The sequence below is a fragment of the Pseudoalteromonas sp. SR44-5 genome (genome assembly GCF_014163675.1).
Classification (GTDB): domain Bacteria; phylum Pseudomonadota; class Gammaproteobacteria; order Enterobacterales; family Alteromonadaceae; genus Pseudoalteromonas; species Pseudoalteromonas rhizosphaerae.
Map to the genome: position 1 here is coordinate 1 of NZ_JACJDT010000022.1, position 18,389 is coordinate 18,389.

Here is an 18,389-nt window from a genome sequence, read left to right on the forward strand (position 1 = left end):
GACAGTGAAAATGTGATTTTTTACGCCAGTGGTAAACATTATAACTACCATGTACCGACTAAAACACTCACTGAGCGACCAATTATTTACTCTAATGGCTTGTTTTTATTGCCAGATGGTAAAACGTTTTTAGCCGATAAAAAAAATAAATACTGGTTATATGATTTTAATGGCGACGTGATAGAGAAGGTGGATTTAGGTTTTAATAACCATTTTACTATGCAGTATTTAAAAGTATCCCCTTTCGGCGATTATATTTCTTTTTTATCAGAGGGACTTGGATACCCTAAAAATTACTGGATTAATTTATCAGATCCTAGTAAGCGTATTATATTAGACTATGATAGATATACATATTTTTTCTCAGATAAAAAAAATAAAGTATTATATATTGAAACGATAAGGTCAACGGAGGAGGTGAAGCCGAATGGTCGATTCTATTTCGATGACTATATTGTAGAAACGGATTTACTTACTCAAAAAAAGAGAAAAATACCCTTAAAGGAATGTGGTATTTGGGGGATGGGGTCAATATATATTTATGGCGTGTTTAATATCAAGGATGAACAATGACTGAGCAATTTAATACAGGGCAATCTAGTTTTCCTAAAGCGTATTTACTTACCGGTTATGTTAATAAGGGGGAGCCAATTAGTAAGCTCACCCCGTTGTTTAATCGTGTAGTGGCGGCTGATAGCGATGGAGCCGCACCAATACTATTAAGCAGTGATGAAGGTGCGGTGTTAGAAACTGTTGATGACAAGCAGTTAACAACACGAAACCCGTTTCATGCCCATAAAACCCGACCTATTATTGTGCCGCCGGTTGATGCGATAAGCTTGTTAGCGGCAAGCCAAGGTGATAAGTGGTTTGATACGTTTAAAACTCAACTAGAAAGCTATAAGGGTAAAACCAATACTCTTAGCTACAAAAAAATTGCAGTTGCAGATTTAAAGCGCCCTGATATTAATAGTAAAGATAAAACCTACAGCGATTGGTATAACGACCACATTATTAAGAGCAAGGTAACCCATATTTATGGTTATGTTATACCCAAAACACGGGCGCTGTTGCTCAGTGTAAACCGCTCTATTCCGTTAGCAGCTGACGATGGTAATGTTGAAATAGTAAAAGGCACTGAAACGCCAATTAAAGGTTTTTTTAATATAGCAGAGGCCAAACGAGAAGAAAGTAAAGTTTACACCGCTGTAATTAATAATAATGATCAAAAGCTGAGAACGCAAAAGTGGGACATGCAAAATAAATCAGTAATATCTGAGCTGAATAATCTATTAACGTTGAGCGATAGCGAATATCAAGCCAGATTAATGCAACAATGCTATGACGATGATAAAAAGCTTTACTATTGTCTTGACAGCCATTGTGCAAAAATAAATCGGAAAAACGATTGCTAGAACAGTTGAGAAGAGTGTGCGACTATCATTAATGGGTAAACCTAGTAGGAACAACAATGGTTTAATGTTATGCCGTAGTATAGTGGCTGGTTGTTGCTCTACTACAAAGTTTAAGTGAAAGTATAAACATATCTTAATTTACCAAGGAGGGAAAAATGCTTTTTTTGAAAAGATACACAACAGTCATTGTTGCCTTAAGTGCGCTACTATCGCAAAATTCGCTCGGGGCGGCTAGTATTAAAGCTTCGCCGCTGGTGCCAATCCAAGTTAACCAATTGAATAAAGTAATAATTACCAGCAGTGATTATGAATACGTTTACAAAGTTAATGCCAGTAACCCTAATTATGGCCAAGCGCAATTGATTTTTAGAAACAAACAACATGACTGGCAGCAGATTAGGTCAATATCTAGTGTTTTCGATGGTAATGCTTATGTAAATATAAAATTTACCGACATACCTAAAAGTGGTGATTTTGATTTATTACAAGATCTTAGAAATGGGGAAGATCCTACTTACATTTTAAAAGGTGTAGCCTATAAAGATCTTTACAATCCGTATTCGGATGTGCCCGTAATGCCGTCCATAATACTGGAGTGATGTTTTTAATTATCCTATTTAAGCGCTTATTATGAACGTTGACCCATGATAATGGACCAACGTTTTATTGTGTTATAAATTACCAGATCTAAAATTATTAATAGTTACATCATTAATAAGAGTTCGTTGGTATAAGCTACTTTTTGTTCCTTTACTTACAGAGTAATGCCCTAAAGTTGGTATATTAACAAATAATAGGATCACTGAGTTATCTTCTAAAACGGGAAGTTTACTTATATCAATTGAGTGGCTATAAATTCCTAAACGTTCATGGAGCGTATAAAAGTTTTGAGTTGATAAATCCAAATCTGCTATATCTATTTTTATATAATCAATATTTGGTTCTATATTTAGCTGACTTTGTTTTTTTTCAGTCGCGAGGTTTATATGCTGATAACCGTTATAATATTGCTCGGCCAGCTCTTTATTTTTGCTCACCCCAATACCATTCGCATACATATTAGCCAAATTAATTCTTGCGGAATTATGCCCTGTATAAGCTGCTTTTTCATACAGTTGGGCTGCAGTTTTTAAATCTTTATCTACCCCTTTCCCTAAGTGATATAAAACGGCTAAATTAAACTGAGATACTTGATCTTCTAAATAAGCAGATTTTTCATACCAGTGAGCGGCTGCTTTATTATCGTTATAGTGAGAGTGATATATCCACCCTAAACTGCGATATGCACGAATATCAGCTAACTCGGCTGCTTTTTTATACCAGTAAATCGCTTTGGTAATATCTTTATCCAACAATGAGCCAAATTGGTGCAACCAACCTAAAAAATAAGCCGCGTCTACAGACCCCGATTCAGCGAGTTTTTTGGCTAGGGCAATCGCGCTAGGGATGTTCTTTTCTCTATTTGAATTAATTGTATCTAACTGTAGCTCTACCAGTTTAAATGTAGGTTTTTTGGCTTCGTGGCTAATTAGTTTTCTTAGCCATTTTTCGGCTTCAATAAGGTTTTTTTTAACTTTTTGACCCCTACGATAGTATTCCATTGTTTTTTCTTGTGCGCTAATATCGCCGTGTTCAGCTGCATACTTTGTCCACATAAATATATCTTTAGGGTCGTTACTTTGTGCTAGTTTTTGTTGAGAAAATTTAAGAATGGCATTTTCTTCATCTATACCGCCATGTTCAACTGCTTGCTGATACCAAAATAAGGCGCGTTTTTGTTGGTTATCATTTTCATACATATTTGCTAATGCGATTTGGGCCGAAGGGTCATCTGCTATTGCTTTTAGAATAAGCGCTTCCTCTAGTTTAGCTTTTTCAGTTGTCAACTTTGGCTTGGCAAACAAGTCAAGTAATGGTTGTTTGATTTGCTGTGCTTCCATTTTAGGTGGGACTTGAGCTCGAGCTTCATGTTCGCACTCGCCTAAGCTAAAACAAATGACTAATATCGATACTATAATACGTTTCATTTGCTATCCTTTTGTAAATGGTTTTTACTCAAAGCATTAGTGTTGTGTTCTTTTTCTTGTTCTACACGTACACATTTCCCTTGTGGGGTGACCTTAACAAAAGTCATGTCACTTGTTGAATAGGTAATTTTTGTATTAATAGATAACGATAACCTCCCAGTATAAACACAGTTATTAGTGTAAATAGCTTTATCTTCTATATAATCAACATCTTGGTATATAATAGTTCCCTCACTGATTTCTCCATCTTGCCAGTTACCTTTAATAATACGCCTCGTGCTGTTAATACCTATATGTAACTTACCTACTCCATGAGCCACGCCATCTTTCCAGTGCCCTTCAAATATATTCGTTTTTCCGTAGCCATTAGGTTTGCCTTTGATCCACATACCATCATAGATAATGCCATGATGTGAAGTTAGTAATATCCCCTGACCATTGAATAGACCGTGGTCAAAGTGACCAATATAAAAACGTTGATATTTATTTATAAATGACCCTTGTCCATGGGGGATATTGTTTTCAAGCTCCCCAATATAGTCGCCCAACACCTCACCGTAGCCATCGTCTATGATAACTCTAGATTTTGTATAACCATCACGTATATTATGTAATTTATAACCACGAAAGTATTGGCATGGGTATTCCTCTGAATTCTCTTGACAGACTCCTTCGCCATGCTTTGTATCGTTGTCCCAATCGCCATCATAAAAGTCACCATTTGCTAAGGTTAACTTGCCTTTACCCCACCTCATGTGGGATAGCCATTGGCCACTGTATTGATCACCATTTGCGTAGTTCATTACTCCATATCCATTGTAACGGGAGTATTCAAATTCTCCGTTATAGCTGTCTCCATTTTTGTTTTTATATGTGCCTTGACCAAATAGCCAGCCAGCACTGAATAGTCCACTGTAGATATTACCATTTTCATTTAATGTTCCTTGACCATTATAATAATCGACTCGCCACATGCCTTCGTAGCGAATGTTGCCTTTAGTTTGTGTACCTTTACCATGGCGCTTATCGGCTTTCCATTGTCCTTCATAATGAGTTTCGCCATTGGTTTGTGTGCCTTGACCGTGGCGCAGGCCCAATTGCCATTGCCCTTTATAAACGTCGTTACTATAATAGGTCTTGGTTAGCACGCCTTGACCGTGAAATAAATCATTTTTGAAGTTACCTTTATAGATGTTTTTTTTAATGTAAGGTACCCAACTAAAAGTACCCGTACCGTTACGTATGCCGTTGTCGTCTAGCTCTCCCTCATAAGTAACTATTGCATTGTAGTAGTATTCACATGGAGTTGGTTTACGGTAGGTAAGGCAGAGGCCACGGCCATGTTTTTGTCCTTTGTTCCAGCTTCCATCAAAGCCGTTTCCGTCTTTATCAGTAAAACGTCCTTGACCGTGATGAAGGTAAGAAGAAAACTCTCCTTTATAGCGACTACCGTTTGTATAAATAACCTCGCCATTACCCTCAAATACACCCGCTTTCCAATTTCCTTTATAGTGAAGCGGTATCAGAGTATTGTTTTTTTCTTGATATTGCCAAAGGTGAGTGTAACGTTGATACATTTCCCCATAACCTTTTGCTTTTCCATCAACTTTTTCTCCAAAATAATAATTTTCATCGACTTTGCGGTCTCCGTAAATGTACCCTTTTGGTAAGTTTGAGAGTTTAGGTAAAAGGGAGGGCTTTTCTTGATTGTAGGCACTTGCTTTAAGTGGGCTTATTATTCTTAATTTGGTGGCGGAGGTTAAAATGTTTGTTGTTGTTTTTGTCGTTATATTATAAAAGGTTAACTGTTTATGCTCTTTGTCAGTGCCTATTAGTTGGCTATTAGCATGGTTAATATGCCACGGTGTAAAAAAGTTATTATCGAAGGTGCTGAGTATTTTTCCAGTTGTTATATTAAAGTAAAAAGACCTTTCTTTAGTGTGCAGTAGCCCATGTGTTTGTTCATTATTAAGATATAGTTCATTAAGTTTATCGTATCCATTTAGATATGGTTTGTTAAGTTTATCATACCCATCTAGATCAATTTTAAAGAGCCTTTTATCGTCCTTGTATTTACTCATATGAAACTTGTGAAAAGAGAGAGTTGAACCATCTTTTAAATAGACCGTATCACTATTTTCTTTTTTCTCTGTTACTGTTAGGTTGTTCAAGTCGACATATAAGTTTCGCGAGTGGTCGCCAAATTTAGACATGTAAACATTGAAGGTATTATCTTTCCAAATTATCAGTTGTGGTTGGCCTCTTACTGCTTCACCGATGATAAGGTGATCTCGAGTTAACAGATCATAAACAATGACTTCTTGGTACATAATTAGCGCTAAATAGCGGTTATTTGGTGAGCGAGAAAGGTATGTTATGTGCCCACCATTACCGCCAGGAGGGGTGTTGAATGAAAGTTCTTTCTCATCAAGCACCTGGCGAAGATCTGTTCCATCTATTTTGATGCTCCATATCGTTCTTTTTTCTTGCTGAGGTCCCTGCCACAAAAACTGGATACGCTCTTGATCAAATTGCGCAGCGTCGGTGATATCTTCTTTTAAAGCTATGGGTTGGGTTGCTTTAGATTCGTTTTTTTGTGTGTCAGGGTCAGGGTCAGTCTTTTCACAACCAAGCAAAGTGACAAAAATGAGGTATGTAATGATCTTAAAAGCAGTATGCTTTGGCATAAATAATCCTTTATAAAATGTTTCCGTGTCTTACATGACTATTGAAAATGCAAAAGTAATATCGTATTTTCGGTAAATATAATACACTATTCGGTTGTGTAAAAAAAAGGAACTTCTAATAAATTACGTTAAGGAATAACAGATGAAAAAAATATTTTTAAGTTTTGTATTACTGAGCCTTATCGCTTGGGCGAGCTATTTGTATTATAAAAAAAACAACAGTGGTTATTATGAGCGAGTTTTAGATGTAGAGATTATTCGAGGTGGTAAAAAAGTTACTCCTCGATTACAAGATTTTATGGATGATGAAAAAATAGCTAAAAGCTGCAGAACGCTTAGCCAAGGCATTGAACATAGTTATTTTTCTTTGATTAAATATGCGCTTGAAGGTGGGGTTGACCCTAATTGCAAAGAGAGTCGTGACAGCTTGCCTGTCTGTATGGAAACTCTTTTAAAAGATACCACTGACCTTACTTTAATGAACTACATGGCTAGTAATGGTTGTAACTACTCATATGAAAATGAAGTGGGTGAAAATGCTTTTCATATAATGTCTAGTTCTTTGAATTACAGAACATTGGCGTTATATATTGATAAGTTAGTAAGACTAGGCGTTGATATTAATCATCAGAATGTATTTGGCGACACACCCTTGATGTACTCTATCAATAATAGCGGGAACGCAAAACATACTGAGATATTTATAAAGTATGGTGCTGATTTAAATTATAAAAACATGGACCGCAGTACAGCATTAGGCATTGCTATTACAAATGATAATTCAAAAGTCATCGATCTTTTAAAATCTAAAGGCGCGCAGAGCTATATTAATGGTGAAGTTGTCAATAATGCCTTGCAATTAAAGATACAAAATAAGCGCGAGCAAGAGTTTTTAGAAAGGCAGAAAAAAAGGCAGGCTTCTTGGTCTAAATATATGGATTATTGGACAAATTTTATAAATGCTCACAACCTCGATTTAAGTTGTTCTTTTCGTTTAATGGGTGGGCCAAGGAATGGTCCTCAGGGGATAACGCTCAATGAACAAATGAATAATACGCTGAGTATGTCTACAGGAATGGATGCATTTGTTTTTGGAGGTTGCCCGGATTGGAAGTATTACCATTACCTCATTACTGGCAAGTCTGGGAGGATTTACTCTCAAGATAGTAATCTTATTTGGTATGAGCCAAATTCACCGATTGGTTCAGAAACATCTTCTTTTATAGTGTTACCATTTGATGATGAATTCCAAGGCTCCATCCAATGGTATGGCTCGCATAAAAAAGTAAATAACTTAAAAGTAGAAAAAGCGAGTTTAGAGCTTTTAAAAGAATATTCTCTTTATGTATATAAATAACACTTATTGAATGAGTGACAATTAGAGAGGCTGCTTTATGTCGGCTAGCCTTTTATTTCTAACATGACACTTCAAGTATCTGTGAGTAAAGCTGCAATTGATGCAATAAGTAAGTTGGCGTTGTTAATTGAGCATATCGGGATTGTATTATCGGCGAGTAGGTTGACATTAAAATAGAAAACTTATCTAAGCAGGATCGGCCATAAAGTAAAGTATATTATGGTTGCTTTAGGTTTGGTTTGAATTATATAACCTTAAAGTTGGTTTTATACGAAATTTATTTTCTTTTATTGTGGTTTTTCATTCCATTTAAAGGTGAGATTATGCTTGCATGCGCAGTTTTGAAGTGTTAAAAATAGGGCTCACTGAACACACACATTTAGTAAAGACGATGCAAAACACTCATTTAATTACATTAAAACTGAACCTCTTACTGCAAGCGCACGTGAGCGGGGATTAGTGTATTTGCATTAAGTAAACACAAAAAACCCCGCATATCGCGGGGTTTTTTTTATCTCGCATCCAGGGCAGCAGAGAATTAAGGGTAGATTATGCAAGAACAAGATAAAGTATGGATTTTCGACACCACTTTACGTGATGGTGAGCAAGCGCTTAAAGCGAGCCTGACTGAAGAAGATAAAATCCAGCTGGCGCATACTATTAGCCGCCTAAATGTGGATGTGATGGAAGTAGGTTTTCCGGTTTCGAGCCCTGCCGATTTTCGTTCAGTGCAACGTATAGCTACAGAAGTGAAAGGCCCTATTATTTGTGGTTTAGCACGCGCTGTTGCTAAAGATATTGAAGCCTGTGGCGAAGCACTTCGCACAGCACAACAAAGTCGAATTCATACTTTTATTGCTACCAGCCCTTTGCATTTAGAACACAAGCTACGTATGAGCTTAGATGATGCGACAGCCATGGCGGTTAAATCAATTAAGCTTGCCCGTAATTATACTGATGATGTGGAATTTTCATGCGAAGACGCAGGCCGTACACCGCATTGGGATTTATGCAAAATTGTTGAGCAGGCGATTAATGCTGGTGCATCAACCATCAACTTACCAGATACAGTTGGTTTTGTTACGCCAGACGAATACGCGGCGATGATCCGCCATTTAATGAATAACGTGCCAAATATTGATAAAGCGCGGTTAAGTGTACATTGTCATAATGATTTAGGTTTGGCTGTTGCCAATTCTGTTGCAGCGGTGCAAGCCGGTGCACGGCAAATCGAATGTACTATTAATGGTATTGGTGAGCGTGCGGGTAACTGTTCACTTGAAGAAGTGGCGATGATCATGAAGATGCGCCAAGACCACTTAAAAGTGTATACCGATATTCGCAGTGAAGAGATTTATCGCGCATCACGCCAAGTGGCGAAAATTTGTAATATGCCAGTGCAACCTAACAAAGCGATTGTTGGCGAGAATGCTTTTGCCCACAGTTCAGGTATTCATCAAGACGGTGTATTAAAAGCGCAAAATACCTATGAAATTATGTCACCAGAAAGCGTCGGCGTACCAAATAATCAATTAAATATGACCTCACGTTCGGGTCGTCATGTTATTGAGCACCGCCTTGAAGAATTAGGCTATCAAAAATCTGATTACGATATGGATAGCCTATATGAAAGCTTCTTAACCCTTGCCGATCAAAAAGGTACAGTGTACGACTACGATCTAGAAGCGATGATTTATTTTAACCAAATCAGTGATAAAGACGACAAATACCAATTAGAGTTTGTTAACTCAACGTCTAACTCGCAATCAGTAGCAAGCTCAACGATTGGGATGACGATTAATGGTGAGTCTAAACAAGAAGCGGCTACCGGCAATGGCCCTGTAGAGGCGTCATTCTTAGCGATTGAACGTTTAACGGGTATGGCTGTTGAAATGATTGAATTTAATCTAGAGGCGACCGGTGAAGGCGCCAGTTCATTAGGTGAAGTAAATATAATAGCTAAATACGATGGCCGCCCTTATCACGGCGCGGGCATTGCCGCGGATGTGGTTGAGGCGTCAGTACGCGCCATGATCCGCGTTTATAACTTAATTTATCGTGCACAAAAAGTGTCTGATTTAAAACAACAAAGGAAAGCAGGATGAGTCAATCAAATTATAGCGTTGCAGTATTAGCAGGCGACGGTATCGGCCCAGAAGTAATGGCAGCAGCAGAGCAGGTATTGGATGCTGTGAGCAGTAAATTTGGTTTTACTTTAACTCGTCATCATCATGCCATTGGCGGCGCTGCGATTGATCAATTTGGTAAAGCGTTACCCGATCAAACCCTTGCAGCGTGTGAAAGTGCCGATGCAATTTTGTTTGGTTCAGTGGGCGGTCCAAAGTGGGAGCATCTTCCTGCCAATGAGCAACCAGAGCGCGCATCACTTTTGCCACTACGTAAACACTTTGGTTTGTTTTGTAACTTACGCCCAGCGCAACTATTACCAGCACTGAGCGCTGCATCGCCATTACGTGCCGATATAAGCGAAAAAGGCTTTGATATCTTATGCGTGCGCGAGCTAACGGGCGGTATTTACTTTGGCGAAAAAGGCCGCAGTGGCGAAGGGGCTGAAGAAACCGCATTTGATACACAAACTTATTCACGCAAAGAAATTGAACGCATTGCACGTTTTGCCTTTGAAGCAGCAAAATTACGTAATAACCATGTAACGTCGGTTGATAAAGCCAACGTATTAGCATCAAGTGTATTATGGCGCGAAGTAGTAACCGAAGTAAGCAAAGACTTCCCAGAAGTAAGCCTTGATTATATTTACGTTGATAACGCGGCAATGCAACTGGTTAAACAACCTAGCCAGTTTGATGTGTTACTGTGTGATAACTTATTTGGTGACATATTGTCAGATGAATGCGCGATGATCACCGGATCTATGGGCTTATTGCCATCGGCAAGTTTAAATCAGTCAGGCTTTGGTATGTATGAACCTGCTGGTGGTTCGGCACCTGATATTGCTGGCAAAGGGGTTGCAAACCCAATCGCACAAATTTTAAGTGCCGCGTTAATGCTACGTTATTCACTAGGCCAAGATGAAGCGGCGCGCAGCATTGAAAAAGCAGTAGCCGAAGCGGTCGAAGCAGGCGTAGGTACACCGGATATTTACCCAAATGCAGGTTATACAACGCAAGACGTTGCCGCAGCAATTGTCGCTCGTATATAAAACAGCACGTATTTAAACAATTATTCACTCGCTGCACCGTCACGCGGCGAGTCAAACAAATTAGGGGATCAGCAAGTGGCCCAAACGTTATACGATAAAATCTGGCAAGCACATGTAGTTGCTAGTATTAATGAGCAAACCGATTTACTTTATATTGACCGTCATTTAGTACATGAAGTGACATCGCCGCAAGCTTTTGCTGGCCTGCGAGAGAAAAACCGTAAAGTGCGTTGTCCTGAAAAAACCATCGCAACGATGGATCATAATGTATCGACCAAAAGCCGCTCATTAGATGCCGCCAGTGAAGTATCAAAAAACCAATTGATGGCGCTTGATGCCAACTGCAAAGAGTTTGGTATTGTACTTTACGATTTAAACTCAATTAACCAAGGCATAGTGCATGTAATGGGGCCTGAGCAAGGTATTACTTTACCTGGCACTACCATTGTTTGTGGTGATAGCCATACCTCTACTCACGGTGCATTTGGTGCGCTGGCCCATGGTATTGGTACGTCTGAGGTTGAGCACGTACTCGCGACGCAAACACTACAACAGAAAAAAGCCAAGTCATTAAAAATTCAAATTAATGGTGTACTACGTCCAACGGTTACAGCCAAAGATTTGATCATGGCGGTGATTGGTAAGCTAGGTACCGCTGGTGGTACAGGTTATGTGGCAGAGTTTTGTGGTGAAGGTATTGCAGCACTGTCAATGGAAGCGCGTATGACATTGTGTAACATGAGTATTGAAATGGGCGCTAAAGCGGGTTTAATCGCTTCAGACCAAATCACTTATGATTACTTAAAAGGCCGCCCATTTGCTCCACAAGGCGATGATTTTGAAGCTGCAGTTGCCTACTGGGAAACCTTAAAAACTGACGAAGGTGCGCAGTTTGATTTAGAAGTTGAACTAGAAGCGAGTAGCATTCAGCCGCAAATTACTTGGGGCACTAGCCCTGAGCAAGTTATTGGTGTTGATGAATGCATTCCAGATCCAGATCAAGAGCCTGATTTAATTAAAGCTGATGCGATTCGCAGCGCGCTTAAATACATGGGTTTAACAGCCGGTGATAAGTTATCGTCAGCGAGCGTAGATACGGTATTTATTGGTTCATGTACCAATAGCCGAATTGAAGATTTACGCGCCGCCGCACAGATTGTTGAAGGTAAAAAAGTGGCTGCTGGTGTTGAGGCGTTAATTGTACCTGGCTCTGGCTTGGTGAAAAAACAGGCTGAAGATGAAGGCCTAGCTGATATTTTCAAAGCTGCTGGTTTTGAGTGGCGTGAACCGGGTTGCTCAATGTGCTTAGCCATGAACGATGACCGCTTAGGTGCAGGCAAGCGCTGTGCATCCACCTCAAACCGTAACTTTGAAGGTCGCCAAGGCCGTGGTGGTCGTACACACTTAGTAAGCCCTGCAATGGCCGCTGCGGCAGCTATTCATGGTCGCTTTGTTGATATTAGAGGAGAAGCCTAATGAGCATTTTTTTTAGTGGCTTAATGGCCCCACTTGATAAAAACAACGTCGATACCGACCAAATCATTCCAAAGCAGTTTTTAACCTCAACCAGCCGTGATGGTTTTGATGCGGCATTGTTTTATGATTGGCGCTATTTAGATAACGACGAGCCAAACCCTGAGTTTATTTTAAATCGGCCATGTTACCAAGGCGCGCAAATATTACTAACTCGCGATAACTTTGGCTGCGGCTCATCACGTGAACATGCACCATGGGCGCTTAAGCAATATGGTTTTGAAGTGATTTTAGCGGAAAGCTTTGCTGATATTTTCTTTAATAACTGTGGCAATAACCAGATGCTAGCTATTGCACTACCAGCGCAAACATTGGAAGACTTGTTTGTACTGAGCGAGCAACACGACGATATTCATATCGACATCGATCTTGAAAATCAGGTACTTATCAGTAACAAGTTTGCACCAATTTGCTTTGATATTCGCAAAGACGTAAAAGAGCGTTTATTAAGTGGCTTAGATTTTATCGGCGTCACCGAAACCCTCAACCCACAAATTGACGCCTTTGAGGCAAAGCTTAACGCTGAGCGCCCTTGGCAGTAAAGGTTTAAAAGTTATTAAACAATGAAACGCGGCTCAGGCCGCGTTTTTTATTGCTGCGGTTAGAAGTAGTTGTTAACTTCGGAACATTATTGGCAATTAAACATTGAAAGAACTATTTATGCGAACGCTTTCTCCAAAATATATAGGCATTATTTTAGGTGTGCTTTACGGCATATCTATACGGGTATTTCTAGAGTTTAGTGATGCGTTTAACTTCGGCAGTTTAGTCACTATTTCTTTTATGTTTTTAGTCCCCATTGCGATTGGCTATATTCGTATTTATTTTGAATGCAAACTCAATAAATCAATGTCTTATAAGCAAATGGCAGTTAAGGCTTGGCAGCCTATTTTTGTATTTTTACTGGTCAGTGTAGTCACTCTTTTAGAGGGGAGTATCTGTGTCGCTATGGCGCTACCTGCATTTATGTTATTTGCAAGTATAGGAGGAGTCTTAGCTGGATTTGTACATCGTAAATTAGAAAAAGAAAGTAAAAAAGTCGTCATGTCAGTGGCATTAATACCTTTGATTTTATCACCGCTAGAGGTGAATTTTTTAAAGCTATCGCAAACATACGAAGTTAAAAATTCAGTTGTTATCAATGCACCAATAGATGTTGTTTGGCGGCAATTGGCGAATGTAAGTTACATTGCAGAGGGGGAGTTCCCAATGTCATTTTCGCAATTGATTGGTATTCCTCGCCCTTTGCAGGCGGATATGGATGCACAAGGTGTAGGTGCAGTGAGAACTAGTAAATGGCAAAATGGCGTTGTATTTAAAGAAGTTATAACAGATTGGCAGCCAAATAAACAAATGCTCTACCAGTTTGATATCGACCCTGATTTGATTCCAGACAACGCACTAGATAAACATGTAAAGCTAGGTGGAGAATATTTTTCTCCTCTTTATGGAGGCTATTATTTAGCAGAAACCGCTAATGGACAAACCGTTTTAACGTTAAAAACCACTGTTGAAGATAATACCAACTTTACTATTTACTCTCGATTATGGGGTGAGGTTATTTTTCAAGACTTTCATAATTCACTATTAAAGTTGATGAAAAGCCGAGCTGAAAAAGCCGTTTAAGCTATTTTATGGTTGGCTTGCAAACTTTTTTAGCTTACTCACCGCTGGACCACCATTCACCGCGATTACTTCCTTTGTATTTATTAACAGGCTAAGCTGCAACTTTATACTTTTAGGAACATGCTATGAAATTATTAACTGCGGCAACTTTATTGCTGGCATCTACGGCGGCGTTTGCTCGCCCTGCGCCTTTAGTATCTATCCCAACACATGATGACTTTTTTGATAATATTGCCACCTATTGTGGTAAAGCTTTTGAGGGTAAAGTAACGGTTGATAATGCCACTGGTCCTAGCTCGTTTGCAGGCAAAAAACTAGTCATGCATGTTCGTAAATGTACTGATAGTGAGTTACAAATTCCGTTTCATGTAGGTGATGATGCATCACGTACGTGGATCATTACCAAAACCGGTAGTGGTTTGAGTTTAAAACATGATCATCGCCATCAAGATGGAACTGATGATGTATCGACTATGTACGGTGGTCATACTGTTGATGCTGGGTTTGCTAACGTGCAGTCGTTCCCTGCGGATCAGTATTCAAAAGAATTGTTTGTTAGCCAAAGTATTCCACAATCTATCGGTAATACATGGCAGATGTATATTTACCCTGAAAAGTTTACTTATCGTTTAATTCGCCAAGGCCGCGAGTTTCGCGTTGATTTTGATTTAACAAAACCAATTACACCACCGCCAGCGCCTTGGGGTTATAAAGACTAAAGATTAGTCTTTGCTGGGCTTTGTCTCACATTGTAGTAATACCGTTAAAGGTGGCTGATAGGCGCGGGGTTTGGTTGGGAAACGATCATACTCTTGTACACCATCAGTCACTTTTAGCATAAACGGATTACCACGGCATAAACGGTCAGCATGGCGCAATAAAAATACACTTTGATTTTTAAAGTGCTGATAGTCGTCAGATTGAATTTCTAGATGATAGTTATTTGCGTCTAATTTTGTTTGGTAATAATGGACTTTTTCATCGAAGTCATAGAGTTTTTCGGTTTCACCTTTATCTGCTAATACCGCATTACTGCCTATTAATAGTGCCAGTGCACTGATAATTACTAGCCTATTTGCTGTTTTTCCTTTCATAAACCTTTAACTCCATTATTGTATTGAGCGCACTATTTAATTACAGTGATGCAACGAGTTATGCTGTAAGTCTAACACCCAAAAAGGGAAAATGTGATGTTCAAACAAATAAAACAACTATTTTCAGCTTTTGATGAGCAACCAGCTCAGCTGCAAGAGCATGATTTGAAAACGGCTGTAGCGGCATTATTGATTGAAGTAATGCGTGCTGATCGCGAGCAGCAAGACGATGAATTGAAAACGTTATCTCTGACTTTAAAAAAGTATTTTAATTTGAGTGATGAAGACGTTAGTGAGCTAATGCAAAGCGCAGGAAAAAGTTTGGATGACGCGATTGATTACTTTCAGTTTTCTAAACAAATTAATGATCAATGCAGCGCAGAGCAACGCATTGAAATTATAGAGCTGCTATGGCGCTTAGCGTATGCCGATGGTGAGTTAGATCCGCAAGAAGAGTATGTAATTCGCCGTGTTTCTAACTTGTTGTATGTCGCGCATGAGGATTTTATCGCTGCCAAGTTAGCAGCGACAAAGCTTTCTTAAGCGGTTTATTTATTTAATTTGCTGGCAACGCTGACGAGCTGCTGAGCAAGGCCTGCAATTCGTTCTGCTGTCACAGGGTCACTAATGCGGCCATTTTCATCAAGCAAAGTGTGAATTGCAGGTACGGCAAGTTGATCTGCCAATACCAAGCTGCCGATACCCGATAAAATATCGCGAACGTGATTTAGACCACGCAAGCCACCTAAGCCTCCCGGTGATGAGGCGTATAAAGCCGTTACCTTGTTACGAAATGCTGGAACTGCGCCTTGCTCAGTACGTGATGCCCAATCAATGGCATTTTTTAGTACCGCCGTAATTGAACCGTTATATTCAGGGCTCGCAAGTAAGATGCCATCTGCAGCGCGTAGTTTGTCTTTTAATAACTGAGCGCCTACTGGTGTGCCTTGCGCTTCAACGTCTTCGTCAAACATGGGTAAGTTTAGATCTGCCAGTTTAATTACTTCAACTTCTGCACCGCTTTCTAATGCAAAGCGGGCTGCTTCATTGATCAATTTTTGGTTAAAGCTGTCTTTACGTAAGCTGCCTGCTAAGGCAATAATTTTTGGTGCTGTCATGGTGGTCGCCTTCAATAACGTAGTTGGGTTTGCCTGTTAACTACTTTAGCAAATATTTACTTGCAGAAAAGCCAAATAAACGCAAAACTTATGTGCATATACGCACACTTAAGGTTAAGGGCAGGTATGGCGATTCAATTTGATGACTGGCAAGATGTAAAAGTAGCCTATGAAGTTGCGCGGTTAGGAACGTTAACAGCGGCGGCTGAAAAGCTCAACGTCCATCACAGTACGGTACTTAGGCGCATTAATAACCTAGAGCAAAGTTTAAATGCACGTTTATTTCATCGTCATGCCCGGGGTTATAAAGTAACTGAGATTGGCGCTAAACTCTTTACAGCAGCGCAGTCTATTAATAGTGAACTTGAACGCTTACACAATGATATTATTGCCGCAGATAGTACTTTGCGTGGTAGTTTATTGCTTACAACGGTCAGTGGTTTTATAGATGTGTTAAGTGACGTGTGCGAGCAGTTTCAAAGCCTACATCCGCAAGTGCAGCTGGAAGTTATATTAGATCAAAACCGGTTACGTCTTGACCACGGCCAAGCACATATAGCGGTACGCGCAGGTCCTCGTCCTGATGAAGGTGATTATATCGCCCAGCATTTGGCGCATTTGTCGTCAGGATTTTATGCATCAAAGCGTTATATTGATAAGCATGGCGTGCCAAAAAGTATTAAGCAATTGCCGTTGCATAATTTTGTTTCGGGGGTGGCCGGCTATAATGGCAAAGTGCCTTATTTTGTTTGGGTTGATGAAAATATTCCCACAGAGCAAGTGAAGCTGCGGGTTTCTGAAACCTCAGAAGCAACCCGTGCGGTTGTTAAAGGCTTGGGAATTGGCGGGATGCAGCATGACGTGGCGGCGCAGTATGCTGATTTAGTACCAATACTAGCGGATGAACTGAGTTGGCCAACGGATTTATGGCTAGTAACCCATCACTTAGTGCACCGAACAGCTAAGGTACAGGCGTTCAGTCAGCTTTTAAAAGCGTATTTTAAGGAGCATAAGCTCGCGTAATTTAGCTGGTTAATCTTTCTATCAGCAAAAACGTGGCTAAACAGTATTTAGCCACGTTTTGTTTAACGACTGAGAAAAATTAATTAACGTCCTTTTAAATTACGCATGTCTGCTTGTACGTTACGATAAAACCGACCTAAGCTTCTATCTTGGCTACGTAATTGCGCAAGGCTCTGAGTATTGCGTTGCTGCTCTTTTAACAGTTTTTGATAATTAGTGATACGCCGCTGCGTTAATAAGCCTTTTTGTAACGCAGCTAGCACCTGACAACCGGGTTCTAGCCGATGACTACAATCGGCAAATCGACACTGCTGCGCCAGTTCACTTATATCGTTAAAAGTAAGCTCTACACCTTGTTGACAGTCACTTAGTTGCAGCTCTCGTATGCCGGGAGTATCGAGTAACAGCGCTCCTACGTTAAGAACATGCAATGCTCGATGAGTCGTGGTGTGGCGACCTTTGCTGTCGTCCTCGCGAATTGCACCAGTGTCACTTAGCTGCTGTTCACATAAGCTATTAACTAAGCTGGATTTACCTACACCCGAAGACCCAACAAAAGCTAATGTTTGACCTTTGCCGCACCATGGCATTAATTGCTCAACACTGCCACGCTCTAATGCATTAACAGACAGCACGGTTAAGTGATTATCAAGCGCTGTTAGTTGTGCTATATGTTGCTCTGGTGCTGCACATTGATCGCGTTTGGTCAGTACAACAACGGGTAAACACTCACTTTGATATGCTAACGCTAAGTAGCGTTCAAAGCGGCTTAGATTGAAATCTTGATTATGCGAGCTGACAATAAACAAAGTATCAATATTAGCGCCAATAAGCTGTTCACTTAATTTACTTCCCGCACTTTTGCGACTGAGCAATGTTAAGCGCTCAAGCAATCGGGTAAACAGCCAGTGTTCGTTGTGTTGCGTAAGTAATATCCAGTCACCCACAGTTAAGGGGGGATGATCTGAATTTACCAATACCTTGTGGCAACCCTGCTCACTCTGTACAACAAAGTGGTCGCGATGGTAGGTAATGATCCGTGCAATCAGTGTGTGCTCTAAATCATTGAGCGTAAGTTGTTGTTGGAAAAATGCGCGCCAACCCAGTTGGCTTAAACTTAAATTAGTATTCATATAACCCCATTACTGCAAAGAGTAAAAATAACAAAGGGGTTTGCTGTTAAATTTTAGCTATCAACAGCGCCCCGGCTAATGGCCGGGCAAAACTTAATATTAAAAAATAAAATTAAGCACTTACTTGCCCAGCAAGGGGGTTTAATACAATCATCAAATATCTCCTGTTTAGATGTTTATTGTGGTTTTACACCAGTT

General features: G+C 39.9%; 16 protein-coding genes and 1 pseudogene. 12 read left to right on the top strand and 5 right to left on the bottom strand.

Annotation, left to right across the window (positions count from 1 at the left end):
• The 3 genes and pseudogenes from H5154_RS12860 to H5154_RS12870 all read left to right on the top strand — a co-directional run.
• Window positions 1-573, top strand: a pseudogene (locus H5154_RS12860) (hypothetical protein); the annotation flags it as partial.
• The gene (locus H5154_RS23660) at window positions 570-1,415 is read left to right on the top strand and encodes a hypothetical protein (RefSeq protein WP_259398505.1); all 846 of its coding nucleotides are present in this window, start codon (window positions 570-572) and stop codon (window positions 1,413-1,415) included. The pseudogene H5154_RS12860 and the gene H5154_RS23660, both read left to right, overlap by 4 nt.
• Window positions 1,416-1,570: 155 nt before the next feature.
• Window positions 1,571-2,014, top strand: coding sequence for a hypothetical protein (locus H5154_RS12870; protein ID WP_182718528.1), 444 nt, complete (start codon window positions 1,571-1,573; stop codon window positions 2,012-2,014).
• Window positions 2,015-2,086: 72 nt separating this feature from the next.
• Here the strand turns inward: H5154_RS12870 and H5154_RS12875 are convergent, their stop codons facing one another.
• Together H5154_RS12875 and H5154_RS12880 are read right to left on the bottom strand one after the other, a co-directional pair.
• Window positions 2,087-3,442, bottom strand: a complete 1,356-nt coding sequence (locus H5154_RS12875) for a tetratricopeptide repeat protein (RefSeq protein ID WP_182718529.1) — start codon at window positions 3,440-3,442, stop codon at window positions 2,087-2,089.
• Complete coding sequence (locus H5154_RS12880; protein ID WP_182718530.1) at window positions 3,439-6,129, bottom strand: hypothetical protein; 2,691 nt, start codon at window positions 6,127-6,129, stop codon at window positions 3,439-3,441. The genes H5154_RS12875 and H5154_RS12880 overlap by 4 nt, the downstream gene beginning before the upstream one ends.
• Window positions 6,130-6,271: 142 nt before the next feature.
• Between H5154_RS12880 and H5154_RS12885 the strand changes: the two genes are divergently transcribed.
• The 7 genes from H5154_RS12885 (at window position 6,272) to H5154_RS12915 (ending at window position 14,542) form a co-directional block, all read left to right on the top strand.
• Window positions 6,272-7,486, top strand: a complete 1,215-nt coding sequence (locus H5154_RS12885) for an ankyrin repeat domain-containing protein (RefSeq protein WP_182718531.1) — start codon at window positions 6,272-6,274, stop codon at window positions 7,484-7,486.
• A gap of 551 nt (window positions 7,487-8,037) precedes the next feature.
• Window positions 8,038-9,591, top strand: a complete 1,554-nt coding sequence (gene leuA, locus H5154_RS12890) for a 2-isopropylmalate synthase (RefSeq protein ID WP_145242424.1) — start codon at window positions 8,038-8,040, stop codon at window positions 9,589-9,591.
• Window positions 9,588-10,664 carry a 3-isopropylmalate dehydrogenase gene (gene leuB, locus H5154_RS12895; RefSeq protein WP_149980410.1) on the top strand — a complete coding sequence of 359 codons (1,077 nt, stop codon included), beginning with the start codon at window positions 9,588-9,590 and terminating at the stop codon, window positions 10,662-10,664. Before leuA ends, leuB begins: the two co-directional genes overlap by 4 nt.
• A gap of 75 nt (window positions 10,665-10,739) precedes the next feature.
• Window positions 10,740-12,140 (top strand): 3-isopropylmalate dehydratase large subunit, encoded by a 1,401-nt coding sequence (leuC, locus tag H5154_RS12900; protein ID WP_145242429.1) that lies wholly within the window; start codon window positions 10,740-10,742, stop codon window positions 12,138-12,140.
• Complete coding sequence (gene leuD, locus H5154_RS12905; protein WP_182718532.1) at window positions 12,140-12,739, top strand: 3-isopropylmalate dehydratase small subunit; 600 nt, start codon at window positions 12,140-12,142, stop codon at window positions 12,737-12,739. Before leuC ends, leuD begins: the two co-directional genes overlap by 1 nt.
• A 118-nt stretch (window positions 12,740-12,857) precedes the next feature.
• Window positions 12,858-13,823 (top strand): hypothetical protein, encoded by a 966-nt coding sequence (locus H5154_RS12910; RefSeq protein WP_145242433.1) that lies wholly within the window; start codon window positions 12,858-12,860, stop codon window positions 13,821-13,823.
• A gap of 125 nt (window positions 13,824-13,948) precedes the next feature.
• A complete protein-coding gene (locus tag H5154_RS12915) occupies window positions 13,949-14,542 on the top strand; it encodes a hypothetical protein (RefSeq protein WP_182718533.1) in 594 nt (197 codons plus the stop codon).
• Between the two features lie 3 nt (window positions 14,543-14,545).
• On the opposite strand, the gene H5154_RS12920 is transcribed toward H5154_RS12915, so the two are convergent.
• Window positions 14,546-14,917 carry a hypothetical protein gene (locus H5154_RS12920; RefSeq protein WP_182718534.1) on the bottom strand — a complete coding sequence of 124 codons (372 nt, stop codon included), beginning with the start codon at window positions 14,915-14,917 and terminating at the stop codon, window positions 14,546-14,548.
• 96 nt (window positions 14,918-15,013) lie between these two features.
• Here H5154_RS12920 and H5154_RS12925 point away from each other — a divergent pair, with 96 nt between their 5' ends.
• The gene (locus H5154_RS12925; protein ID WP_145242439.1) at window positions 15,014-15,460 is read left to right on the top strand and encodes a TerB family tellurite resistance protein; all 447 of its coding nucleotides are present in this window, start codon (window positions 15,014-15,016) and stop codon (window positions 15,458-15,460) included.
• Window positions 15,461-15,465: 5 nt separating this feature from the next.
• Here H5154_RS12925 and H5154_RS12930 read toward each other — a convergent pair whose 3' ends face one another.
• Window positions 15,466-16,035, bottom strand: coding sequence for an NADPH-dependent FMN reductase (locus H5154_RS12930; protein WP_145242441.1), 570 nt, complete (start codon window positions 16,033-16,035; stop codon window positions 15,466-15,468).
• A 126-nt stretch (window positions 16,036-16,161) separates the two neighbouring features.
• Here H5154_RS12930 and H5154_RS12935 point away from each other — a divergent pair, with 126 nt between their 5' ends.
• The gene (locus H5154_RS12935; protein WP_182718535.1) at window positions 16,162-17,058 is read left to right on the top strand and encodes a LysR family transcriptional regulator; all 897 of its coding nucleotides are present in this window, start codon (window positions 16,162-16,164) and stop codon (window positions 17,056-17,058) included.
• 83 nt (window positions 17,059-17,141) lie between these two features.
• Here H5154_RS12935 and rsgA read toward each other — a convergent pair whose 3' ends face one another.
• Window positions 17,142-18,191, bottom strand: a complete 1,050-nt coding sequence (gene rsgA, locus H5154_RS12940; protein WP_182718536.1) for a ribosome small subunit-dependent GTPase A — start codon at window positions 18,189-18,191, stop codon at window positions 17,142-17,144.
• Window positions 18,192-18,389 lie beyond the last annotated feature (198 nt).